At 62.7% G+C, this 23,993-nt stretch carries 22 protein-coding genes; 6 read left to right on the forward strand and 16 right to left on the reverse strand.

Annotated features, from left to right (window positions below):
- Positions 1-516: 516 nt before the first annotated feature.
- A complete protein-coding gene (locus QZY03_RS06910; protein ID WP_295579453.1) occupies positions 517-1,560 on the forward strand; it encodes a hypothetical protein in 1,044 nt (347 codons plus the stop codon).
- A gap of 105 nt (positions 1,561-1,665) precedes the next feature.
- Here QZY03_RS06910 and QZY03_RS06915 read toward each other — a convergent pair whose 3' ends face one another.
- Together QZY03_RS06915 and pepN are read right to left on the reverse strand one after the other, a co-directional pair.
- On the reverse strand, positions 1,666-2,109 hold the full coding sequence (locus QZY03_RS06915) for a DUF29 domain-containing protein (RefSeq protein WP_295579455.1): 444 nt from the start codon (positions 2,107-2,109) through the stop codon (positions 1,666-1,668).
- 82 nt (positions 2,110-2,191) lie between these two features.
- Positions 2,192-4,834, reverse strand: coding sequence for an aminopeptidase N (pepN, locus tag QZY03_RS06920; RefSeq protein WP_295579458.1), 2,643 nt, complete (start codon positions 4,832-4,834; stop codon positions 2,192-2,194).
- 160 nt (positions 4,835-4,994) lie between these two features.
- On the opposite strand from pepN, the gene grxC reads away from it, so the two are divergent.
- From grxC to QZY03_RS06935, 3 genes are read left to right on the forward strand one after another with little or no spacing between them, the layout of a single operon-like run.
- Entirely contained in the window at positions 4,995-5,249 is a 255-nt protein-coding gene (gene grxC / locus QZY03_RS06925) for a glutaredoxin 3 (protein ID WP_295579460.1), read from the forward strand.
- Positions 5,246-5,641: a S4 domain-containing protein gene (locus QZY03_RS06930; protein WP_295579463.1), complete on the forward strand. Its 396-nt coding sequence runs from the start codon at positions 5,246-5,248 to the stop codon at positions 5,639-5,641. Before grxC ends, QZY03_RS06930 begins: the two co-directional genes overlap by 4 nt.
- 13 nt (positions 5,642-5,654) lie before the next feature.
- Entirely contained in the window at positions 5,655-6,131 is a 477-nt protein-coding gene (locus QZY03_RS06935; RefSeq protein ID WP_295579466.1) for a hypothetical protein, read from the forward strand.
- 422 nt (positions 6,132-6,553) lie between these two features.
- On the opposite strand, the gene QZY03_RS06940 is transcribed toward QZY03_RS06935, so the two are convergent.
- On the reverse strand, positions 6,554-8,518 hold the full coding sequence (locus QZY03_RS06940) for a hypothetical protein (RefSeq protein ID WP_295579469.1): 1,965 nt from the start codon (positions 8,516-8,518) through the stop codon (positions 6,554-6,556).
- A 194-nt stretch (positions 8,519-8,712) separates the two neighbouring features.
- Here QZY03_RS06940 and QZY03_RS06945 point away from each other — a divergent pair, with 194 nt between their 5' ends.
- Positions 8,713-9,078, forward strand: coding sequence for a type II toxin-antitoxin system prevent-host-death family antitoxin (locus tag QZY03_RS06945; RefSeq protein ID WP_295579472.1), 366 nt, complete (start codon positions 8,713-8,715; stop codon positions 9,076-9,078).
- A 35-nt stretch (positions 9,079-9,113) separates the two neighbouring features.
- On the opposite strand, the gene QZY03_RS06950 is transcribed toward QZY03_RS06945, so the two are convergent.
- The 6 genes from QZY03_RS06950 to QZY03_RS06975 all read right to left on the reverse strand — a co-directional run bounded on the left by QZY03_RS06950 (position 9,114) and on the right by QZY03_RS06975 (position 14,724).
- Positions 9,114-11,099, reverse strand: coding sequence for a hypothetical protein (locus QZY03_RS06950; protein ID WP_295579474.1), 1,986 nt, complete (start codon positions 11,097-11,099; stop codon positions 9,114-9,116).
- Between the two features lie 118 nt (positions 11,100-11,217).
- Positions 11,218-12,273, reverse strand: a complete 1,056-nt coding sequence (locus QZY03_RS06955) for an NAD(P)-dependent alcohol dehydrogenase (protein ID WP_295579476.1) — start codon at positions 12,271-12,273, stop codon at positions 11,218-11,220.
- A gap of 209 nt (positions 12,274-12,482) precedes the next feature.
- Positions 12,483-12,842: a hypothetical protein gene (locus tag QZY03_RS06960; RefSeq protein ID WP_295579479.1), complete on the reverse strand. Its 360-nt coding sequence runs from the start codon at positions 12,840-12,842 to the stop codon at positions 12,483-12,485.
- Positions 12,797-13,345: a PD-(D/E)XK nuclease family transposase gene (locus tag QZY03_RS06965; RefSeq protein ID WP_295579482.1), complete on the reverse strand. Its 549-nt coding sequence runs from the start codon at positions 13,343-13,345 to the stop codon at positions 12,797-12,799. Before QZY03_RS06965 ends, QZY03_RS06960 begins: the two co-directional genes overlap by 46 nt.
- A gap of 47 nt (positions 13,346-13,392) precedes the next feature.
- A complete protein-coding gene (locus QZY03_RS06970) occupies positions 13,393-13,716 on the reverse strand; it encodes an STAS-like domain-containing protein (protein WP_295579485.1) in 324 nt (107 codons plus the stop codon).
- 219 nt (positions 13,717-13,935) lie between these two features.
- Positions 13,936-14,724, reverse strand: coding sequence for an ATP-binding protein (locus QZY03_RS06975; protein ID WP_295579488.1), 789 nt, complete (start codon positions 14,722-14,724; stop codon positions 13,936-13,938).
- 635 nt (positions 14,725-15,359) lie between these two features.
- Here QZY03_RS06975 and QZY03_RS06980 point away from each other — a divergent pair.
- The gene (locus QZY03_RS06980) at positions 15,360-16,274 is read left to right on the forward strand and encodes an HNH endonuclease (RefSeq protein WP_295579491.1); all 915 of its coding nucleotides are present in this window, start codon (positions 15,360-15,362) and stop codon (positions 16,272-16,274) included.
- A 555-nt stretch (positions 16,275-16,829) separates the two neighbouring features.
- Here the strand turns inward: QZY03_RS06980 and QZY03_RS06985 are convergent.
- The 7 genes from QZY03_RS06985 to gap form a co-directional block, all read right to left on the reverse strand.
- A complete protein-coding gene (locus tag QZY03_RS06985) occupies positions 16,830-17,057 on the reverse strand; it encodes a type II toxin-antitoxin system prevent-host-death family antitoxin (RefSeq protein ID WP_295579493.1) in 228 nt (75 codons plus the stop codon).
- A 578-nt stretch (positions 17,058-17,635) separates the two neighbouring features.
- Positions 17,636-17,758 carry a hypothetical protein gene (locus tag QZY03_RS06990; RefSeq protein WP_295579495.1) on the reverse strand — a complete coding sequence of 41 codons (123 nt, stop codon included), beginning with the start codon at positions 17,756-17,758 and terminating at the stop codon, positions 17,636-17,638.
- Between the two features lie 334 nt (positions 17,759-18,092).
- Positions 18,093-18,530, reverse strand: a complete 438-nt coding sequence (locus tag QZY03_RS06995; protein WP_295579497.1) for a DUF29 domain-containing protein — start codon at positions 18,528-18,530, stop codon at positions 18,093-18,095.
- 362 nt (positions 18,531-18,892) lie between these two features.
- Positions 18,893-19,957, reverse strand: a complete 1,065-nt coding sequence (gene fba, locus QZY03_RS07000; protein ID WP_026199608.1) for a class II fructose-bisphosphate aldolase — start codon at positions 19,955-19,957, stop codon at positions 18,893-18,895.
- A gap of 66 nt (positions 19,958-20,023) precedes the next feature.
- Complete coding sequence (gene pyk / locus QZY03_RS07005) at positions 20,024-21,466, reverse strand: pyruvate kinase (RefSeq protein WP_295579537.1); 1,443 nt, start codon at positions 21,464-21,466, stop codon at positions 20,024-20,026.
- 32 nt (positions 21,467-21,498) lie between these two features.
- A complete protein-coding gene (locus QZY03_RS07010; RefSeq protein WP_295579501.1) occupies positions 21,499-22,680 on the reverse strand; it encodes a phosphoglycerate kinase in 1,182 nt (393 codons plus the stop codon).
- Positions 22,681-22,950: 270 nt separating this feature from the next.
- Positions 22,951-23,952 (reverse strand): type I glyceraldehyde-3-phosphate dehydrogenase, encoded by a 1,002-nt coding sequence (gene gap, locus QZY03_RS07015; protein WP_295579503.1) that lies wholly within the window; start codon positions 23,950-23,952, stop codon positions 22,951-22,953.
- Positions 23,953-23,993 lie beyond the last annotated feature (41 nt).

Genomic DNA, 23,993 nt, shown 5'->3' on the forward strand with positions numbered 1-23,993 from the left:
CGTCGCGGCCGCGGGCCGCTCCTACGGTAGGAGCGGCCCCGGCCGCGACGAGTGCCGGCTTGGGTCTGGCCGGATTAATGATCAAGGCCGATGTTTCATGGGTACCAAGGCCTGCGCAGAGGTGCGGGGGACGCGTCGTGCAATCGGATGCACGGGATGGATTTCGCTGCGCTCTGCCCATCCTCCAGGTGACTTTCCCGGTCCCGAAGCGACCTGATCCAAAGGGGGGGAACGACGACCGACGGCAGTACGCGTGGACCGATGCTATCCTGTGGTTGACGAGTGCGACCTTAGAGCAACGGCCCGAACGATCGCTTGAGTCAACACTCACGTCTTGATGATTTCAAAAAGTGTAAGCATTCTGACGCCCGGAAGGAAGGTCGGAGCCGAAACCGCTGCGCTCGTGCTCAGCCGCACCGATCAACCGGAGTAAAGGTACCGGCAACGGGTCGTTGCGCAACCTGCCGGTGCCGCCCCGGACCGGCAACACCATACAGCACAACAGGAGTCGATCTCATGTCAATCAGGTCCCTGCCCGCGGCCTTGGCCGCAGCGCTGCTGAGTCTGTCCGTCCTGCCGGTCTTGGCGGCAGAGACGGCGCCCGCCATGGTGACCTTCACCGGCGAGGCGAACATGCCGTCGCTTAAAGACGCGAAACAGCGCGACAAGTTCACCATCGGACTCACCGATAGTCAGGTGATCAGCACCTTCAACCTCGAGTGCAGAGCCGGCACCAGCGCGCTCGGCGGACTGGTCAAGGGCAATGAGGAATGCGCAATTTCCGGCAACGGGGCCATCATCAACCCGCGCGACGCCAGCCAGCGCTTCCCACGCGCCCAATACACCGGCGGATTCGTCGTCGAGACCGATGGGACGACGGATATGTCGAAGATCCTGGTGACCTATCTCCCGGTCGGCAAGGTTCCGGCGTCCTCCAGCAGCGTGGCCGGGATGATCAAACTCAAGCCCGAGAATCCGTCGGCCACTGCCGGGATGCTCAAAGACTCGGTCCTCAAACACCTGCGCGATACGGTCGGTGATGCCGGAACCATGGTCGATACCCGCGTCGACACGGTCGAGATACCCGATCTCTTCATCCCCTCCGCCGGTTTTGCCAGCGACAAGGGCTGCACCTGGCGCGGGAGTATGGCCTTCGCGTACCAATCGAAGAGTTGGTTCATGGATTTGACCGCCACCTGTGGCGACAAATCCTATGCCTTGAAAGGGAACATGCCGTGGGTCGACGTGCCGGGCGTCAAGGACCGCACTCAATACAATCTGGTCCTCACGCTCCCCAGTGCCGAAACGGCGAGCGACGATGCCATGTTTGCCGCGCCGACCGGGGACGGCGACATGTTCGCGGCGGCCGACGGTCTCGGCGGCGCGATCATGATGGACCAGGGCATGTACGTCGAGACGCTGGTGGACGGCAAGACCGAGCGCCTGCCCATGCACACCAAGATCAGCGGCAGCCTCAGCGGACAGGGCGTTCCGCTTGAAACGGTGCGTTCCTTCAGCCAACTGATCACGCTGCTGGCACGCACCTTTTTCGGTGCTTGAGCAATCGCGTTGAGGGCGGACATAGCCTTGATCTAGGGGCGGGTTTAAAACCCGCCCCTACGTCAGGTTATCACGTCCGATGGCTATATGATCCAGGCCCTGCGATCAAGACTCCGGCAACCAGTCCTCATCCAGGATTTGCTCGAGGCGATAGGGGCATACCACCGGAAACAGATGCTGCTCCAGATCCGTTTCAATCACCGTATCGCGCACCGCTTTACCGTAGACCTTGACGAGCACATCGGCGTTGAGTAAGTTGTTCAAACTTGGCGACTGTTCCAACAAACGCTCGATGGCCGTGCGTTGATGATTGATGGTCAATCGCCAACTCTTGCTGCGGCGCTCCGGCTGATACTGGTGTTTCAGCAGATGCAGAAGCAACACTTGCAAGCGGCTCAGCAACTCACGACGTTCGCTCGCACTCATGCCTTCCAATTCCTCGGCAATATGCTCGGTATCCAGTTGTGTCAGCTTGCCTTCACGCAGCAACCGAGCGCTCTGTAACGCCCACGCGTGGAAGTCGGTGTCATAGCGTGCCGTCTCTATCATGACTACCTCTATGCCAAACTTGAATCGCTTATCCGATTACGACAACGACAACGATTGTGTTTAAGTTGTTCTTGACTCGTTGCTAATCTTCCAAGGTCTTTGCCGCCACCTCATAGACATCCTTCGACAGCGCATCGACCGCCAGGATGCGCGCGATCTCGGCACGCATCAGGGCCTGACGCGCCGGGTCATAGCGCCGCCAACGACTCATCGATTTGAGCAGTCGCGAGGCGATCTGCGGATTCAGCGGATCCAATTCGAGAATACGGTCAGCGAGAAAACGGTAGCCTGCCCCATCAGCGGCATGGAAGCGCACCGGGTTGGCGGTACAGAAGGCGCCGATGAGACTGCGCACCCGATTGGGATTCCGCATCGAGAAATCAGCATGCGTCATCAGTCCCACCACGCGCTCCAGCACATCCGCGCGACTGCTGGTCGCCTGAATACTGAACCACTTGTCGATCACCAGTGGCTGCGCGGACCAGCGATCGTAGAAAGCGGCCAACGCCTCCTCACCCGCGGAACCGCCGTGGTCGACCAGCAGCCGCAGCGCGGCCATCACATCGGTCATGTTATGGGCGGCGGCGAATTGGTCATTGCACAATGTCAGGGCGTCCGGCGTGTCGGCCGCCATCAGATAGGACAGTGTCAGATTGTTCAGAGCACGCCGACCGATGGCCTCCGGAGTGAAGGCGTAGGGTCCGGACTCCGTCTGGGCCCTGTAAACAGACAGCAGGTCCGTACCGAGTTCTTCCCCGATGCGACGGCGCAGCGACTCGCCGGCACGGTGGATACCGTCGACGTCCACGACCGCCATCTGATCCGCCAGGTAAGACTCCCCAGGCAGAGTCAACACTTCGGCGCGCAGGGCCGGCTCGCCCCGGGCGTCGAGCAAGGTGTCACGAAATGCCGCAAAGAAGGATGTCGGCACCGACTTGTGCGGACTTGCGACCAAGCCGAGCAGAATGCGCTGCATCAGCGTCTGAGCGGCATCCCAACGGGCGAAGCCATCGGTGTCCTGTGCCATGAGGAACTGCAAGTCGTCGTCACTGAAGTCACACTGCAGCTTGACCGGGGCGGAGAAACCACGCAACAAGGAGGGGACTGGCCGCTCTTTGAGTCCGACGAAACGGAACCGCTCCAGTACGGCGCGGACCTCCAGCATCCGGGTACCGTGCGTGGCGGCGGCTTCGTCCTCGCCATCAAGACGCAATGGCAAGGCCTCACCGTCGCGACCCAGCAGCCCGACCGCGAACGGCAGGTGCAGCGGCCCCTTTTGCGGTTGACCCGGTGTGGCCGGGGTGTGTTGACGCACGGTCAGCGTATAGCTGCCGTCCGCCGCGACATAATCGCCTTTTACCCGCAGTTCGGGCGTTCCCGCCTGCGCGTACCACCGACGGAATTGCGTGAGATCGCGACCGCTCGCGTCTTCCATGCAGGTCACGAAATCATCCGTGGTCACCGCCTGACCGTCATGCCGCTCAAAGTAGAGATCAGTCGCCCGCCGAAAGATCTCGGGGCCAAGCAGATTCGCTTGCATGCGCACGACCTCGGCGCCTTTCTCATAGACCGTCGAGGTGTAGAAATTATTGATCTCAATGTATGACGTCGGTCGCACCGGGTGAGCCATCGGCCCCCCGTCCTCGGCAAACTGCGCCGCACGCAGCGCGCGAACATCACTGATGCGCGTGACCCCCCGCGAGCCCATATCGGCCGAAAACTCCTGGTCGCGAAAGACGGTGAAGCCCTCTTTGAGACTCAATTGAAACCAATCGCGGCAGGTGATCCGATTACCCGTCCAGTTATGGAAATACTCGTGGGCGATGACCCCCTCGACACCCAGAAAGTCCTGGTCGGTCGCGGTCTCCGGGCGCGCCAGGACAAACTTGTCATTGAAGACATTGAGCCCTTTATTCTCCATGGCCCCCATGTTGAAATGACTGACCGCCACGATCATGAAGAGATCCAGGTCATACTCACGGCCGTAGTGCTCCTCGTCCCAGCGCATCGCCTTCTTGAGCGAGCGCATGGCGTGATCGCACTTGTCCAGATTCTGGGGCTCGACATAGATGCGCAAACCGACCGGCCGACCGGAAGCGGTGGTGAAAGTGTCCTCGACCACGCCCAGTTCCCCGGCAATGAGCGCGAAGAGATAACTCGGTTTCGGGAACGGATCCTCCCAACGGACCTGATGCCGGCCGCCCTCGAGATCACGTGCCTCAAGCAGATTCCCGTTCGACAGGAGCACCGGGAACCGCGTCCGGTCCGCCGCCAGGGTCACGGTATAACGCGCCATCACGTCCGGCCGATCGAGAAAATAGGTGATGCGCCGGAAGCCCTCCGCCTCGCACTGGGTGCACAACATCTCACCGGACTGGTAAAGTCCCTCCAGCGCGGTATTCTGAGCGGGATGGATATGCACCCGGGTCTGCAGGCGGAAGCGATCCGGCACGCGCAGCAGCGTCAGGGACTCGGCGTCCACCCGATATTCCGCCGGGGTCAGGCGATGCCCGTCGATGGCGACCTGATCCAGCGCCAACTGCTCACCGTGCAGGGTCAGGCTGCCGTCGCCGCGGGTTGCCGCCGGATTGCGGCGGATTGTCAACTCCGCCGCGACCCGCGTGAAAGCCAGGTCCAGGTCGAAGTGCAGATCCACCTGGTCGATCAGAAACTCCGGCGGGCGATAATCTTCCAGGCGGGTCGGATGGGGGGCGTCTCGATACATGCTGCACTCGTATGGTCCTTGGCAGAGACAGTCTGCCTTGGGACAATTGTATTCCGGGCGCGGCAACCAGATTTCAAGATTCCGTACAAAATGCCGGCTCGGACCCTTCAACTTGCAACCACGAACCATCAACCAAGAAGCAACGACAGGGAGCGCTTCGATGCCCCAGATCGTGATGTACGCCAAGGCGTTCTGCAGCTACTGCACCCGCGCCCGGAAACTGCTGCATGCCAAAGGGGTCGAGTTCGCGGAAATACGCGTCGACGGCGACCGCGACCAGTTGCGGATCATGATCGAGCGCAGCCGCCGCCGCACCGTGCCCCAGGTCTTCATCAATGACCGGCACGTGGGGGGCTATGACGATCTGGCCCGACTGGATGCGCGGGGCGAACTCGATACGCTGCTCGGACGATGAACAGTGCCGCGCCACCCGACGAGGTTCGCCTGGACAAGTGGCTCTGGGCAGCGCGCTTCTTCAAGACGCGCCGGCTGGCGGTGGAGGCCATCAATGGCGGCAAGATCCAGGTCAACGGCCAGCGCGCCAAGCCCGGACACGGCATCCGTGCCGGCACCCGGCTCTCCATCCACAAAGACACCTTTGCCTGGGAGCTCGACGTGCTGGCGGTCAGCAACCAACGCCGCCCCGCCAGCGAGGCCGTGCTGCTGTACCGCGAGGATGAATCCAGCGTGCTGCGGCGCCAGGATCTGCTACGCCAACGGCGTGAGGCCGGGCCTGTCGATACCACGGGCGAGCGGCCCACCAAACGCGATCGGCGCCAGATCCAGCGCTTCACGAGCGCGGACTAGCGAACGCCCCGCCATGGACAATGACGCCTTCCGTGACACCTACCGAGCGGTCAACACCCGCGCTTGTGTGTTTGAGAAAACCATTCTGACCAGCAATGGTGCCTGTTCCCTGGCCCAAAAGTTCTGTATCGCCGAACGCGAGGGCGTCCGTTGCGCAGCAGACCAAGCACTGGCCGACTGCACCGAACTGCTGAGCACCCTGCGGCGTCAGGCGCGCTTCGCCCTCAAGACCCCCGCGGGTGTCGGGACCCCCGACGCCGCCGCCCTGCCCCACACCAAGGCCATGCGCATCCAGGTCGGCGGACTGCGCGGACTCCAGGCGGCGCTGACGCCGGACCAACCCATCCCCGTGCGTATCGCCGATATCCACGATACCGTCCGCACCGCGCTGGTCCGCTTCGGTGGACTGGACGCCCTACCCTTTCAGGACATCATCAAACAGATCGCCGCCTACCAGGGGCGTCGCCGCCGGCTGAAGAAACGCAAGTGACGCCCTAAGGCGACTTCCGGCAAAGGGTCTACCGATCGGTAGGGGCGAGATTAGCTGTCGGACGTGATAGCCGGACTTAGCGGCGGGTTTTTAGCCCGCCCCTACACGAGTGTCTGTCCGGATATCAGGTACGAGGGCTAATGTAGGGGCGACTTCAGTCGCCCCTAATGCCCTACCAATCGTACAGAAATGCGCTGTCGTGATATTGCCTCCCAGGAATCGCGTAAGGCGATTTTCATGAAAAGGTTTGGGCGCGGTGGCGCGCCCGCCGCGACGCAGCACCAAGCACGCTTGGTTTTGCCGCCTGAGGACGTCGGTCAGCCGGATCTGACGAGATCCCGAAACCTTCATGCCGCAGCAGGTGGGATCCAGATCGTCCAGGTCGCCAAATTCGCCGACCCCGTCGGTGCGTGCAGGCGGCCTCAAGCCGCACCTGGACCCGCAATCCGCCGCCGCGATAATCCCCCCCGACTGGCACGCGCCACCCGCGCCTTGGCCGTGGCCAGCAGGCGCCGATCCTCGTCGGTTTGAACCATGCCTTCCAGACTGGCGATCAGGGCATCGGCGGACGCGTACTCGCCCGTGGCGCGGTTGAGCATCGCCAGGACACCGTAGAGGGCAAACGCCTCCTGAATGTGGAGCCGCGGGCGGCTCCCAAGACCGCTCAGCAAGGTCTTGGCCTCCTCCAGATCCCCGTCCTCGATCAATAAGCCGGCCAGATTCACACGGGCGAACAAATAGTCGGGATGCGCCGTGATCGTCCGTCGCAACTGGTCCCGGCACTCCGCATCCCGTCCCTGCATGGAGCGGATAGCCGCCAGGTTACCCATGGCAGCCTGATGGTCCGGGACGCGCCCCAGGACCGCATGGACACAGGCCTCGGCGGCCACCAGCTCGCGATCGTGAATCAAACCCACCGATTCATCGAGCAGGGCCTGAAGATCCTCCGGCAGATCGGGCGGATCAGGCTGGCGATAGATTTCGGTCTCCAGCAGTCTGGCCTCACGCATCGCCGTACTGCCCCAGTATTGAACGGTCTCATGGTCCCCGACCAGACCGCACTCGCGGAGCGCGCGCAGCAACCCGAGGCGCTCTTGCTCGGTACCGACCGGCAACCGTGCCAGGTCGCGCAGGATGGTTGCCGCGCGCCGTTCGGGTTGACCGTCCGCCGGAGGCTCGGTCTGCGACTCGCGCGTCAGCCGATGCTTCAGCAGTTGCGTGGCGAAGAAACGCACCAATGAGTCGCCGGCCAGATAGCTCGCCTCCAGATAGGTGTCGGTCGCGCTCAGCTCGTCGAAGCAGGTATCCACGGACGCTGGGTCCGCCGCGCGCAGTCGGTTCACCCAATCGATAGGCAGCACATGGGTCCAGTTGAACAGTGCCGGGTGAGCCGGGGGCCCCCCGTCCCGTTCCAGGATGGCCAGATTCTCTTCCGCCGCCGCATGATGCGGGGCACGCTCCAGAGTCTGCCGCCACAACGCCGCTGCCTGCTCGGCCTGTCCCAGCCGACTGGCGGCACCCGCTCCCAGGTTGAGCCGTTCGGTAACCAGGGGATCGGTCTCGCTGTTGATCCAAGCCGCCTGATCGGCACCCGCGAACGCCTCCCAGGCGGCTTGGTCCTCCCGGATCAGCAACAGGCCGGAGAGCTGACCATAGGCATCCTCGACACGGCGCGCCTGGACTTGAGCCAAGGGGGCAACGAGCGCGCGGACGCCGGTTTCATCGCCCTGATACAGCCGCAGCCGCAACGCCCAACCCAGGGCGAAAAGGTTGCCCTGGTCGTGCTGCCAGGCATCCAGGAAACACGCCAGCGCCTCCGCGATACGGTCCTGGTGAAAGAAGGCGACCGCCCGGTTGTTGCGGGCCGAGGTGAGGGCAAGACCGTCCAATGCCCGGACGGCACCCGCGAAATCATTGGCTTCCAGGTACAGCTTGCCGATATCAAACTGTTCCATCTGCGCGCGGGTCGCCCGCGAACCGTCGGGCTGTTCCAACAACGCATCCAGGTTTGCGATGTCGGGGAGCGCACTCCCGGCCAGAGCACCCAGGTCCCGTAACTGGTCCGCGACCCGATTGGCCAAGAACAGATGATGGCCCGCGAGGGCAAACCGAAACAAGGTTTCCAGCGCCCGCGGACTCCGCGGCCGACGTTCCGCCCAATGATATGCGGCCAGGGTCGCCGCGCCGCGACTCTGACCCCGCTCCAGGGCCTGCAGCAACAGATGATTGGCGCCGCCGTGATCGGGAAACCGTTGGACCAGGATCTGCGTCCGCTCGACCGCCCGCTGGTAGTCACCGTCCCTGAGCAACCGTTCGATGGCCTTGAACTGGGCCGGCTCGGGCTGCGGGGTCTTGGCTTGCTGGGTCTTCGACGGCTTTTTCGGCACTGCGGTTTCTCCGGCGGCTTGGGGTTGAACAGTGTACTACCCCCGCGGCACCCCGTCCGCTCGGTGCGGCACCCTGAGCAAGGCGGTGAGGTTCTCGATGAAAGGCCGCCCGTCGGCATCCGCATCAGTCGGCCTTGTCGCGCCGATCTTTTGTCCCTAAGCTCACCCCATTCACAACAATTGAGGTGATTGACATGGTTCGTGAAGCCCCGGCGATGACGGTCCGGCAGAATCTCGGGGAGTTACTCAACGAGATTCAGTACCGTGGCGATTCGATCGTCATCACCAAGAGCGGGAAGCGGGTCGCGGCAATCGTCGATATCGCCCTCTTTGAGCGGTTGCATACCATAGACGAGGACCGCGCCCTGCAGCTTGGCAACCGCGCTCAGACACTCCCCCCTGCCCCGCCAAACGAGCACCTGGTCAGCATTGATGCGGCGCAAGCGGACGCTGAGGGATTCGGTCGCCTCGCGGCCCTGCTGGCCCAAATCGACCTGATCCCGGAACGAGAGGACGCCTATGATCCTCTGCCCTGGGATGAGCATGGCCTGCCGCAATGATCGTGGTTGATATCCGGCCATCAGGTGTGAAGGCTCTACTTCCCCCGCAGCACTGCGTCCGATTGGGGCGGCACCCTGAGCAAGGCGGTGAGGTTCTCAATGAAACGCCCCATAGGCGGCGTGGCCAGCGCCACCCGCGCCTTGGCCAGCGCGAGCCGGTGTCTGTCATCATCGGTTTGGGCCAATTGCTCCAGATTGGCAATGAGCGCGTCGGCTGATGCGTCCTCGCCTTGGGCACGGTGCAGCATGGCCAAGGCACCATACAAGGCAAAGACCTCCTGCAGGTGGAGCCGCGGCCGTTGCAGCAGACCATCCAGTAACGCCCCGGCCCTGGCCAAGTCGCCATCCTCGACCAGCAACACCGCCAAATTGCAGCGCGCGAACAGGTAGTCGGGGTGAGCCGTGACCACCCGAGCGTAGAGTTCCCGGCACTCGGTGTCCCGACCCTGCCGGGCCCGGAGTACCGCCAGGTTACCCAGCGCGATCGGATGGTCCGGAACGCGTTCCAGAATGGCGTTGAGACGCGCATCAGAGGCCGCGAACTCACCCATCCGAGTGAAGTCCGCGGCCTCGATGAGCAGCGCCTCGAGGTCGGCTGGAAGATCGGTCGGCCGCGGCGCCCGATCGATCTGGGTCGAGACCAGTTGAACCGAGCGCAACACCTTGCCGTCCCAAAACTGCACTGTCTCGTCACTGTCGACCACACCGCTCTCGCGTAGCGTGCGGAGCAATTCGCCGCGTTCCTGCGGGGTGCCGACGGGCCGGCGCGCCAGATCCCGAAGAATGGCTGCGGCGCGCCGTTCGGGCGGCCCGCCTGGGATGGGCTGAACCGGTGACTCGCGCGTCAGCCGATGGGTCAGCAATTGTGCGCCCAAGGCACGCACGGTCGCATCGCCGGCCAGATAGATCGTTTCCAGATAGGCATCGCGGGCGGTCAAGGCGCCGAGCGCTGACTCCAGGTGTGCCTCGTCAGCCTCCGACAGTCGACGCATCCAGTCGATCGGCAGCACCTGGCGCCAACCGAAGAGCACCGGACAGCTCAGGGGTGCCGCATCCCGTTCCAGGACGGCGAGGTTTTCCGCGGCGGTCGCATGCCGCGGATCCTGCTCCAGCGCCTCCCGCCACAGCGTGCGTGCCTGATCGGCACGCCCCAGCCGACTGGCCGCCCCGGCAGCCAGATGGAGCCGTTCAGCGACCCGGTGACGGCGCTCGCTCGCGGCCCACGCGGCCCGCTCCATACGCTCGAAGGTGTCCCAGGCCGCCTGATCTTCGTGGATCAACAGCAGCGCGGTGAGCTGCCCGTAAGCATCCTCGGAACGGCGGGCAGGTGCCTGAGCCAAGGGGACGCCAAGCGCCCTGGCGCCGGTCTCATCGCCCAGATACAGGCGCAGCCGCAGTGCCCAGCCCAGGGCAAACAGGTTCTCCGGATCTTGCGCCCAGGCCTCCAGAAAAGCGGTCAGTGCCTCCTCGACGCGGTTCAGATGAAAGAGCGCGAACGCGCGGTTATTGCGGGCGGAAAGAATGCTGCAGCCGTCCAGCACCCGCACCACGCCCTCAAAATCATCGGCATTCAGATGCAATCGACCGATATCGAACTGCTCCGCCTGCTCGCGGGTGATCTGCGAGCCGTCGGGCTGGCGCAGGATCTCCTGCAGACCCGCGGCGTCGGTCAGGTCGACCCCCGATAAGGCGCCCAGGGCCCGGGCGCGCTCCGCGACGCGGTACGCCAATGCGAGATGGCGGGCCTCGATCGCCAACGGGAAGAAGGTCTCAAGCGCACGTGGACTGTTGGGACGGCGTTCCAGCCACTGATAGGCGGCCAGGGCCGCCGCACCCCGGTCGCGGCCCAGGTCCAGGGCATCCACCAGTAATTGGTTGGCGCCGCCGTGATCGGGGAAGCGCTGGACCAGGACCCGTGCCCGCTCGATCGCCCGCGGATAGTCCCGGTCGCGGAGCAGCCGCTCGACGGCCTTGATCTGAGCCGGCTCGGGCGGCGGGGTCTTCGACGGCTTTTTCGGCACCGCGGTTCCTCTGGTGGGTTGGTGTTGAACAGGCGTCCAGTGTAGCGGAACTGGGGCGTTGCGCTGTCGTACCGGCACCGTAACGCGCCCGGCGTCTTCGGACACCGTCTTGCGTCGGCTAGGCCTGCAGCGACGCCAGATCGATGACGAATCGGTACTTGACGTCGCTCCTGAGCATCCGCTCGTAGGCCGTGTTGATCTCCTGCATCTTGATGACTTCGATGTCCGAGGTGATGCCGTGCTCGCCGCAGAAATCGAGCAACTCCTGGGTCTCGGGGATGCCGCCGATCACCGACCCGGCCACTGACTTGCGACCCAGGATCAGCGGAACCGTGCTGAGGGCGGGCTCCAGGTCGCCCACGAGCCCGACCAGCACCAGGGTGCCGTCGAGCGTCAGCGTGGACAGATAAGGGTTAACGTCGTGAGCATAAGGGACAGTGTCGACGATCAGATCGAAACGCCCTTTCGCCGCCTCCATCTGCGCCGCCTCGGTAGACAGCACGATGTGCTCGGCACCCAGTCGACGGGCATCCGACTCCTTGCCGGGGGAGCGCGTGAAGAGCGTCACCTCGGCCCCGAGGGCTTTGGCCAGCTTGAGCCCCATGTGTCCCAGACCGCCCAATCCGATGATGGCCACCCGGCTCCCCGGACCGACCTGCCAATGCCGCAGCGGCGACCACAGGGTGATTCCCGCGCAAAGCAGCGGCGCGGCACCGGCCAGATCGAGCCCCGCAGGTACCTTCAGCACGAACCTCTCGGAGGCGACAATCCGCTCCGAGTAGCCGCCATAGGTGGGGCGCTGATCATGGCGGTCGTACGAGCTATAGGTCAGGGTGTGTCCCTGCTCGCAATACTGCTCCAGCCCCTGTTCGCAGGGCGTGCAGTGCCGGCAGGAGTCGACCATGCAGCCGACGCCGACGGCATCCCCCGGCTGGAAGCGCGTGACGTCGGCGCCAACGCTGACCACCCGCCCGATGATCTCGTGACCGGGAACCAGCGGATAGAAGCTCCAGCCCCAGTCGTTGCGGGCCATGTGCAGATCCGAGTGACAGACGCCGCAGTAGAGGATCTCGATCACCACATCGTCGGGACGCGGATCGCGGCGCTCGAAGTGGTATGGCGTCAGATCATCGGTGGCGGATTGGGCGGCATAGCCGAAGACGTTCATCGTCATGGTCATTTCCCCGTAGAGACAGGTGTTGAAAGTGAGCGGCTGGAGTGCGGGCGCGGCGGCGGCAAGCCCGCGGAACGGGAGGCCGAGCCGGACGGCTCGGGATACTCACACGCGAGCCCGTAGCCCGTAGGTTGGGGTGAGGAACGAACCCCAACATCCCGGCCGCCGATCGTTGGGGTTCGTTCCTCACCCCAACCTAACAGGCTAGCTTAGGCCGCCCGGCTACGATTGCGAACCTCCCAGCCCTCGCACGCCAAGCCAATGTAGATCGGGATGGGCTTTTGACCGGTGTTGTAATAGACGATGGTTCGGCGGGACAGCCCGAGCGCTTGAGCCGCGGCGCTCAAGGTGAGCCCGTTGCGCTTCATCCAGGCATTGAAGCCTGCGGTGGGGAAGGCGGTGCCGGCCTGTTCGCGCGCCATGCGATTCATGGTCTCGACCGACAATCCCTGGTCAATGGCTGGCCATTCGATACCGTGGCCCCAATCCGCTACGACGATATTCGCGAAGCAATCAGCGTCCGTCAGCGCCTCATAGCCGGCAGAGCCGATGATCGTCGCAACCTCCAATTAACGTTCTGCCGTCGGAAAGGGTAGCTTCGATTGTCGCGGGCGCAACGGCCTTGACGGAAATAACGGTCAGCATCAGCGAATACCTCATAACTGAGGGTTGAGCTTGCGCCATTCGGCAAGCAGGTCGACCGTGTGTCCAGCGGACCATTGCCTAGCCTCGGCCAGCCCGTAGGTTGGGGTGAGGAACGAACCCCAACATCCCGGCCGCCGATCGTTGGGGTTCGTTCCTCACCCCAACCTACCGCGCTCCAGGCGCGATAACGGCGCACCTGCATCTCGATATTGCATTGGCGGCCCGCGGCGTCTTCGGCCCGCAGGTCCAGAATGATGTATTTGCCGTGCAGTTCCGCGGCATCGATAGCCGGATTCTTCACCGCGATGTGCGTGATCGGCGCCGCGCAGCGGCGCACGGCATTGATCAGCGCCACCAGCAGGTCCGGAGCGTCGGCGAACAGACGCTTGAATACATAGTCATTCTTGGGGTCGAGCAGGTCGCACATCGCAACGGATGACGCCGGTACGCGTGTGGCGTCGCGCTGTCACAGCGTCAGTGAGGCCGGGCGCTCGAACACTGATCGCAGCGATCGGCAGCGACGAACTCGATAATGGCACGCGTGTCGTCCGAGCAGTTCATGAAGACGATGCGGTCAAGAATATCGGGACCATGACGCAGGATCAGTGCGCCGATCAACTCATCAACAAAGGACTGGGTCACCGCCAGACCGGCGAAGTCGAAAACCACCTCATGGCCTTGCAGCAACGCCTCTTCAGCCTGCTGTCGAGGGGGCACGGCAACAGAGCGCAGGCCCGCAAAACGACCCTTCGATTGGGCGCTGAGCAGCAGATGTTTACGGTGGGTGGGCGTGTCCATGGCAGGATAATGGGGTCGAAGCCAGAGGAAAGTAAAGCACCTACGAAGAACGCAGCGGTCTGCGCACCCCCTCCGCGCTCGGCAGAAGTGTGGCAATGCGGATATCTCTGAGCCTATCGCGTCGTAACTCCAGCCCGATGGCAACCCCTTGCCAGAACGCCTGGTTCGTCAGCAACCCGGTCGCGCTCGTCGGATTGTGATAGGCATCGCCGCTGACGATCAATGCCTTGCCGCCCGCGCTCTGCGCAACACCGTTGTCAACCCGACCCCCTCGTTGGTCGTGTCCTCGCGAAGCCCTAAGTCCCGGTTGCAACTCACCCGCGGCTTCATCGCGGTCAGGATCGCGTCACGGTGGGTCTCCCCCCGAAGATCGGGATGATTCCGCAGGGTCGCCAGAAACCCGCAGCCGTTATCAGTGACCGCCAACCGCACCAGGTCATTGGTTGGGTAGTATTGCCCGGCGACCCAGACACGCGCCCCCTGGTACCCCACGCGGCGCGCGTGGGTCAGGGCATTTTCGAGCAGTTCGCTCAGGACGTACTGAATCGGCATGCCGAGTCGGTCCACTTCGGTAAGTCCGGTCATCTGGTCAGGCGCCTCGTCGCGATCGACGCCAGGAACGGCCCCAACCAAGGCGTTCGTCAAGCGCCCCGCCGCATCGCTGGCCGTGTCTCTGTCAAGAATACAGGTCAGTTCGACCAGCGCGTCTTGGCGATTGCGGCGTCGGGTCATGACAGGAGCGCAGTCGCGCAGTTCCACGCCCGCAAACAGGTCCATGCGCCGTAGATAGCCGCCCACGTCGGCGCTGAGCCCATGGACGACGACCCTCTGCCCCCATGTGATCAACTCCTGGAAACCGGCACCGAGGAGGGTCAGACCAAAAGGATCAACGAACTTTAGTCCGGAGGCATCAAGGACCACATCGTCCTCCGCTGCCTGAATCGCCCGGCAGATCGAGATGGTTTGCCCGCACGAGCGGGCGGACAGGAATGTGGGTAGGCGGATCACAACTTCAAACGCTCTGTTGCCTACGTTGATTGCAGCGCATCAGGGCCGGCATGTCATGGACAGAATGAGGAGATTCGCGGTTTCCATGATGGATATGTGCCATAAAATGCGCGGTTTCTGAAAGAGCAGGCAGTGTTCGCTATCCCCGGCGCGCCCGGTTAAACGTCTGCGGCCTTGGCCATGGTTCCGGCCAGCTCAGGCGCCGCCCGGCTGGTGTCCCTGGCTTCAGCCTTGGATCGGCAGGGTAAGGCTGGAGCCTTCCTGCCCAACTGAACGAGCAGGCTCGCCGCCACAGATCGCCGACTAGGGTTCGGTATCCTACGAATACAACAGTTGATTGACAGTACTCAGATCACCCGCAAGATGAGTTACCGAACGGCTATAGCACAACAAGAGATATTGCCGGGCCTGGCGCCTTGGCGCAACAACTTATCTTTCAAGGACTCGCGATCCGGCACCAACTGTTAGAGGGTCATACCATGTTACACTCCACCCTGGGTCACGTGAGAGAATCCGATGCCTCGGCGGAGAGGACGCTTGCGTGACGAAAAGTGACAGGTGATTCAGTCTGTGCGGACAGACAGGCGTGGTACCAACCTGCGTTCAATTGCGTTTATGGTGGGGGTCAGGTTAGGATGGCCAGCAAGGACCAGAGCATCCGTTTGGCGGCATTCACTCAGTGCGCTCGGCTGATGCAGGAATATAGTGGAACTGTGCCCTGGGCAGCGATTTCGCAGGGTTTCGACTTCGAGGGTGAACGGGTCTACCTCGGCAGCAGACCACGTGGCATCCACAGGCCGACCCAGATGACATGCGGCGTCCTCAGCATAAAGACAAACCAACCGCGGCAAGGTCGCAGCGCCCGCTATGACGACGCGCTAAGCGGTGATGGCTATTTCGTTTACGCATTCCAAGGAACCGACGCCGCCAATCGTGATAATACTTGCTTGCGGGAAGCGTTCGATGATCAGACGCCACTCGCATATTTCTATGGCATTAGCCCCGCTGTATACCAGATACTTTTCCCCTGCTATGTGACAGAATGGCAACCAACTCTGCTATCCTGCATGGTTGCTGTAGGCAGTCCGTATGAAATGAATCAGCGAGAGCCAGATCCGCCGGCATATCGAATCGACCGGCGATACAGCACGATCGAGGCAAAGGTGCGACTGCACCAGGCGGAGTTCCGTGAGTTGGTGCTCACCGCGTACGGACGGCGCTGCGCGATTTCCGGATTGCCGATCCCTGGTTTGCTGGAAGCCGCGCACATAGTCCCGGACCGAGATGAACGCGGGCACCCGGAAGTGAGCAACGGACTGTGCCTCTCGACATTACACCATGCCGCCTACGACCGAAACCTGCTGGGCATTGATCCCGATGGGGTAGTCCATATACCCGCCGCGGTCTTAGCGCAAAAGGATGGACCAACGCTCGAAAAGGCGATAAAGGCTTTCAACGGCGCTAGAATCTTTCTTCCGCACCATCCCTACGATAGACCGAATCAGGACTACCTGGCAGAGAGATTTGATGCTTTTCGACAAGCGTCGTAGTTAGGCAGACCGAGTCGGCGGCGGTTATTCAAGTTGAAGGCGCAACGACTGGGCTAGCAGGCGGCGCATCGGCGCGGGTCGAGCCAAGGGGTGGCGCAGGACGCGCGGATGAAGACAGTGGCGCAGAAAAACATACTAAGGCGATTTCCGACAATTTGGATACCGGTCAGTGTAGGTGCGACTGAAGTCGCATCGACATCCGAGCCGATGGTTGGTGGTATCCGGTGTTCCGGAAATCGCCTAAGTTATCGATAGATGTCACACAGGGACGAGCGAAGCGGCAGGGTGTTGAACAGATGCGTCAAGCGTATAAGGAAGTGTCCTTGCGCCAGTGCTTTGGGCCTCAAGCTGGTATCCCCCTACCCCTTTGAGGTGCTAATGATCGTCACTTGAAAGCATGGCGAACCCGCGGCCCGTGTCTGGAAAAGATCACCAGATGCGCGCAACCCCGTAGGCATTAATGTTCATCGCCGATCCGGCGCCGGGCCTCCGGGGAGAGTTGCGGGTCTTCGTCCCCCCACTACAGGAGGCTGTGGATATCAAGCAAGAGCCGCATCAGGTGTAATCCTTGAACTCTTCAGGGATGGCATCGAAATCCGTCGCCATCCAGAGCAATTGCCCTTTGCCTGAACCGGGCTGCCTGGGTCGCTTGGGTGGCTGAACCGGCACAAGCCGGACCAAGGAAACGCTGTCTCGGGCTATAACGATCTCTTCCCCGGCCAAGGCGCGGCGGGTCAATTCGGAAAGTTGGGTCTGGGCTTCGGCGATGTTGTACTGGCTCATGGTGGAGTCTCGGTGAGCATCTTTGCTCACCATTCTAACCTAAGCGTAACATCCTAGTTTATTCTACTTATAAGATCATCCACTTACAACGGATAACATCGCTAAGTGGCACTACAAGAGCGCGGCCTTGATCATGGTTACGGCGATTTCGGAACCGGTCACGACCCTGACCAGTTCCGAAATCTCTTGACAGGATTAACAAGATTTACAAGATTGAAAATGAATAACATCTTGTAAATCTTGTTAATCCTGTCTAGATGCATTGGCTTCGGCCTCGCCGTGCTGGCCTCGATCAAGATTCCGGCCACTTGAACTCGCCGGGTGCGTGGTCAGGCCATCCTGGCCTGACACCGTCAGGGCTGGAAGCCCTGACTACGCACGCCGCTGGCCGGGATTACGATCAAGGCCGCCGTGCTGTTCGGGATCGCCCCTAAGACGATTTCTATCATGTAGGGGCGACTTAAGTCGCCCCTACACGTCGGTAGATCATGTCCCGGAAATCACCTTAGACATGGGCGGTTGATGTTCGAGATGGCGGCGGCCGACCGGCCGCGAACAAGGCGATCAATGGACCGGCATCAACCAGGATGGTTTTCACGGAGCCTCGCTTTGACCTTGTCCGCGATGTTCTCCGAGGCGCTTGGATCGCCCATCGGCGTGAAACTGCACACCTGACGATAGATCTCGGCAGGGTTCTTCATGCCGAGTGCCCGCTCCAGAACCTCGTTGATGAAGTCCGATGGGCTGACACCGAGACGGCGCGCCTCCTCGGCGATGCGGGACTCCAGCAGTGGATCGAGTTGGAGATAGCGTCATGGCGTTCTCCCGTGCAGCAATTCCAAATTTGGGCGGCATCGCGCGACCCCTGGTGGATGCGGCGCGCGCGACCGCCGTGCCGGATCCCTGACACCGAGCGGCGCGCCTTATCCACCCTACAGCGGTGTCGGTTTTGTAGGGCGGATAAGCGCAGCGCATCCACCTTCAGCCTCGCCGCTGGCACTTTGGAACTGCTGTCTCCCGTGTTGCCCGCGATGGTTATTGGGGGTAGTAATCCAGGTCGCGGGTCTCTGTCAAAGAATAGGGGCAATCCCGCGGAAAGGTGCTCTCTTCAAGATTGGTCTCCTTGACCGCAAGCAGACGGGCCAGGCGGTACGCCTTTGGGATCGCCTGCTGCTCCAGCAGCGCCTCGAAGCTCGGATTTTCATCCACCAGATCTTGGAGCGACAGGCGCTGCTCCTTGATCGTCGCTTCCCAGCTTCGGCTGCGCAGGTGCGGTTGGAATTGCCATTTGAGTAAATGCGCCAGCAGCACCTTCAGTCGACTGATCAATTCCCGACGCTCGCGCGCGCCCATGGCATCGAGCTCCTCGATCAGATGATCCACATCGATCTCGGCGAAGCGCTGTGCGCGCAACAAGTCCGCCTGCTCCTGCGACCAGGCATGGAAATCTCGGTCATAGGTCGAGGTGGTCATTGGCTCACCGGCTTTAGGGACCGTTCACTTAGGTGATTTCCGACAATTTAGCTACCGGTCAATGTAGGTTCGACTTCAGTCGCACCTGCGTCCGCGCGTTGACGGCATCGCAACGACTCGTTGGTCCCGCTTGGCCTGGTACACCCCAGCTACGTCGCGAATCGAAACCCAATAGACATCGGGCTGCTCCATGCCCAAATGGAATCGCCTCTTCGATTACGACAACGACAACGACAACGACAACGACAACGACAACGATTGTATTCGTTGGTTATCCGATTTCCGACTCGCCACTGACCAGCCCAAAAACAAAGGGCGCCCTGAGGCGCCCTTCATTTTTTTTGGCGCGAGCCAAAAAAAGACTACTTGATCTGGGGATCAAGCTCTCCCTTGGCGTAGCGAGTGGTCATGGCATCCATGGAGAGCACCTTGATCTTGCCGGCGTTGCCGGCGGTACCGAAGGCTTCGTAACGATCCTTACAGATGCCCTTCATCGCCTTGGTGGCGACCGCGAGGAACTTGCGGGGGTCGAATTCCTTCGGGTGTTCCGCAAAGAACTGGCGGATGGCGCCGGTGGAGGACATGCGCAGGTCGGTGTCGATGTTGACTTTGCGCACGCCGTGCTTGATGCCCTCGACGATTTCGGAGACGGGCACGCCGTAGGTCTCACCCATGTCGCCGCCGAACTTGTTGATGATCGCCAGCCATTCCTGGGGCACCGACGAGGATCCGTGCATCACCAGATGGGTGTTGGGGATGCGGGCGTTGATCTCCTTGATGCGCTCGATCGCCAGGATGTCGCCGGTGGGCGGACGGGTGAACTTGTAGGCGCCGTGGGAGGTGCCGATGGCGATGGCGAGCGCGTCGACTTTGGTCTTGGCGACGAAGTCAGCAGCCTCTTCGGGGTCCGTGAGCAACTGGCTGTGGTCCAGCGTGCCCTCGGCGCCGACGCCGTCCTCTTCACCGGCCTGGCCGGTTTCGAGCGAGCCCAGGCAGCCCAGTTCGCCTTCGACCGAGACGCCGCAGGCGTGGGAGATGGCGACCACGGCCTTGGTGATGTCGACGTTGTACTCGTAGGAGGTGGGCGTCTTGCCGTCCTCGCCGAGCGAGCCGTCCATCATGACGGAGGAGAAGCCGAGCTGGATGGAGCGCTGGCAGATGGGCATGGAGGTGCCGTGATCCTGGTGCATGCACACCGGGATATCCGGCCATTCCTCGATGGCGGAGAGGATCAGGTGGCGCAGGAAGGGCGCGCCGGCATACTTACGGGCACCGGCGGAGGCCTGGACGATGACCGGAGAGTTGGTCTCGGCGGCGGCCTCCATGATCGCGCGCATCTGTTCCAGATTGTTGACGTTGAACGCCGGGACGCCGTAGCCATGCTCGGCGGCATGGTCCAGCAGTTGACGCATTGTGATCAAAGCCATGGTGGTTCTCCTCGTTCTTGGTGGAAAGGTGGGTTAGGGTTGGATTCGGGGGTTCGTCGGGCCGAGCTAGTCCCGTACCAGCAATTTGTGTTCGCCGACCCGCATGATCTTCATGATGTTGGTCTGGCTTCCGACACCGGAACGGTCACCCTTGGTGATGATGACCAGGTCGCCGTTGCGCACGGTGCCGCGCCGCAGCAGTTCCTCGACGACCTCCATGTTCAGTTCGTTCACGTCCTTGCTCGCCAGCTCGAAACTAACCGGGTAGACCCCGCGGAAGATCCGCACCTTACGGCGGGTCTCGGCATTGCGGGCCATCGCCAGGATGGGGATGCCGGAACTGATGCGGGACATCCATTTCACGGTGGAGCCGGTCTCGGTCAAGGCCGCGATCGCCTTGACGCCCAGGTGATTGGCCGTGTACATGGTGGCCATGGCGATGGCCTCGTCGACCCGGCCGAACACCGTGTCGATGCGATGCCCGGAGCGGGTGACGTGCCGCTCGGCCTCGGTGCAGATGCGGTCCAGTGCTTCCACCACCCGGGCCGGGTCCCTGCCGATGGATGACTCGGCCGAGAGCATCACCGCGTCGGTGCCGTCCAGCACCGCGTTCGCCACGTCGAACACCTCGGCCCGCGTCGGGATGGGGTTGTCGATCATGGACTGCATCATCTGGGTGGCGGTGATCACCACGGTGTTGAGTACGCGGGCGCGGCTGATCAGGTGCTTCTGCACCGCGGGCAGCTTGGCATCGCCGATCTCCACGCCCAGATCGCCGCGGGCGACCATGATGACATCCGCCGCCTGGATGATCTCGTCCACCGCGTTGAGCGACTCCGCCCGCTCGATCTTGGCGACGATGCCGCCGCGGCCGCCGGACGCCTGAAACAGCTCGCGTGCAAGCTGCACATCGGCGGCGTTGCGCACGAACGAGACCGCCAGGTAGTCCGCACCCAGTTCGGCGGCAAGACGGATGTCGGCTTCGTCCTTCTCGGTCAGTGCCGGGGCGGAAAGACCACCGCCCTTCTTGTTGATGCCTTTGTTGTTGGAGAGCTTGCCGCCGGCCACGACCGTGCAGTTGATGCGTCCGCTGCTGACCGATTCGACCCATAGTTCGATCGCCCCATCGTCCAGTAACAGGGTATCGTCCGGGTAGACGTCATCCGCCAGGGTCGCATAGGTGGTGCCGACCCGGGTGCGGTCGCCCTCGGTGAGCGGACAGGCGGTATCGATGGCGAAGGCGTCGCCCAGCGCCAGGTCGATCGGCCCGTCTTTGAAGCGGCCGATACGGATTTTCGGTCCCTGCAGATCCAGCAGGATCGCGATCTCCTGGCCGGCCGCCGCGGCCCGCTCGCGCACCAGGGCCACCCGCTCGCGGTGACGCTCATGGGTGTCGTGGGAGCAATTGAGCCGCACCACATCGACACCAGCGGCGATCATTGCGTCCATCATGGCCGGCGGATCCGTGGCCGGCCCCAGGGTCGCGACGATCTTGGTACGTCTGGGTATGCGCATGGTCATGCCCCCCCGGCGCGCCGCGCTCAGCCCTTGGCCCGCGCTTCGAGCATTGCCACCGCCGGCAGCGTCTTGCCCTCCAGGTACTCCAGGAAGGCGCCGCCCGCGGTGGAGATGTAGGACACCTTGTCGTAAATGTCGTACTTCTGGATGGCCGCGATGGTGTCGCCGCCGCCCGCCAGGCTGAAGCCCGCGGCATTGGCAATGGCCATGGCGATGGTCTTGGTGCCGCCGCCGAACTGGTCGAACTCGAAAACGCCGACCGGCCCGTTCCACACGATGGTCCCGGCCTTGGCAATGATGTCGGCCAACTGCTGGGCGGACTTGGGGCCGATATCGAAGATCATGTCATCGTCGACCACGTCGTTGGCGTCCTTGGTGACGGCCGGCTCGGTCTCAGCGAAGTTCTTGCCGGTGACCACGTCGACCGCGATCGGGATGGTGGCGCCGCGTGCCGTCATCTTTTCGATCAGCGCCTTGGCCGTGGGGATCAGGTCATGCTCGCACAGTGAATGACCGATGTTGTGACCAGTCGCCGCCAGGAAAGTGTTGGCGATGCCGCCGCCGACCACGAGTTGGTCGACCTTCTCCGACAGGGCTTCGAGCACCGTGAGCTTGGTGGAGACTTTGGAGCCGCCGACGATGGCGACCATGGGCCGGGCCGGATTGGCCAGGGCTTTCTTCAGTGCATCCAGTTCCTCGGCCAGCAGCAAGCCGGCGCAGGCGGTCGGCGCGAACTTGCCGACGCCGTGGGTGGAGGCTTGGGCGCGATGCGCGGTGCCGAAGGCGTCCATGACGAAGACATCGCACAGGGCGGCGTATTTCTTGGCCAGTTCCTCGTTGTCCTTACCTTCGCCCTTGTTGAAGCGGACGTTATCGAGCATGACCAGTTCGCCGTTCGCGACCTCCGGCGCATGCTCGAAATAGTCACGAATCAGGCGCACCGGCTTGCCGAGCTTCACCGCCAGGTCATCGGCCACGGGCTTGAGCGAATCCGCCTCGGAGAAGACGCCCTCCTCCGGCCGGCCCAGATGGGACATCACCATGACCTTGGCGCCGGCCTTGATGCAGTGCTCGAAGGTGGGCAGGGAGGCGGTAATGCGGGCATCCGAGGTGACCTTGCCGTTCTTGACCGGGACGTTCAGGTCGGAACGGATCAGCACCCGCTTGCCGGCGAGGTCCAGGTCGGTGAGCTTGATGAAGGACATGGGGGCAACCCTCTTATTTGGTGGTGAATCGAGCCATCTGGAAAGCCGCGGGGCTTTCCGGAGGACTCTCCGGCCTGGTCGCAGAGCGCGCGAGGTGCTCCGCGATCAGGCCGGGACGTCCGTGCCGGTGGTGGGTTACGGCGCGCACAGGACTTGGAGCTAACCCCAAGCCTGGTTCCGGCGCGCCTAACCCGAATCGGCGGGTTACGGCGCGCGCGGAACTCGGAGCAGATCCCAAACCTTGTTCCGGCGCGCCTAACCCACCCTACGTTACTTTGCGACGTGCTCGACCAGGCGCAGCATGTTGCAGGTGTAGCCGTACTCGTTGTCGTACCAGGAGACGACCTTGACGAAGGTGGGGTCCAGCGCGATGCCGGCGCCGACGTCGAAGATCGACGGGGTGCCGCAGCCGCGGAAATCGGTGGAGACCACCTTTTCCTCGGTGTAGCCGAGCACGCCCTTGAGATCGCCTGACTCGGAGGCGGCTTTCATGGCGGCGCAGATTTCCTGGTAGGAGGCGCCCTTGTTCAGCTCGACGGTAAGGTCGACCACCGAGACGTCGGAGGTCGGAACGCGCAGCGCCATGCCGGTCAGTTTGCCGTTGAGTTCAGGCAGCACCACGCCGACGGCCTTGGCCGCACCGGTGGAGGACGGGATGATGTTCTCCAGGATGCCGCGGCCGCCGCGCCAGTCCTTGGAGGACGGGCCGTCGACGGTCTTCTGGGTGGCGGTGGCGGCATGAACCGTGGTCATCAGACCGCGCTTGATCCCCCAGTTGTCATGCAGGACCTTAGCGACTGGAGCCAGGCAGTTGGTGGTGCAGGACGCGCCGGAGATGATGGCCTGACCGGCGTACGTCTTGTGGTTGACGCCGTAGACGAACATCGGAGTGCTGTCCTTGGAGGGGGCGGACTGCACCACCTTCTTGGCGCCGGCGGCGATGTGCTTCTGGCAGCTTTCTTCGGTGAGGAAGAAGCCGGTGGACTCGATGACGAGGTCCGCTCCGATGTCGCTCCACTTCAGGTTGGCCGGATCCTTTTCCGCGGTCAGGCGGATGGACTTGCCGTTGACGATCATGGTGTGGCCATCGACCGAGATGTCGCCGGGGAAATTACCATGGACCGAGTCGTACTTGAGCATGTAGGCCAGGTACTCGGGGTCCAGCAGGTCGTTGATGCCGACGACCTCGATGCCGGGGAAGTCCTTGGAAATGGCGCGGAAAACCATACGCCCGATACGACCGAAGCCGTTGATGCCAACTTTGATTGTCATGCAGTCTCTCCTGTGGAGTGGTAAAAATCGTGCCCCGCCGA

The sequence above is a fragment of the uncultured Lamprocystis sp. genome, from assembly GCF_903933125.1.
Taxonomy (GTDB): domain Bacteria; phylum Pseudomonadota; class Gammaproteobacteria; order Chromatiales; family Chromatiaceae; genus Thiodictyon.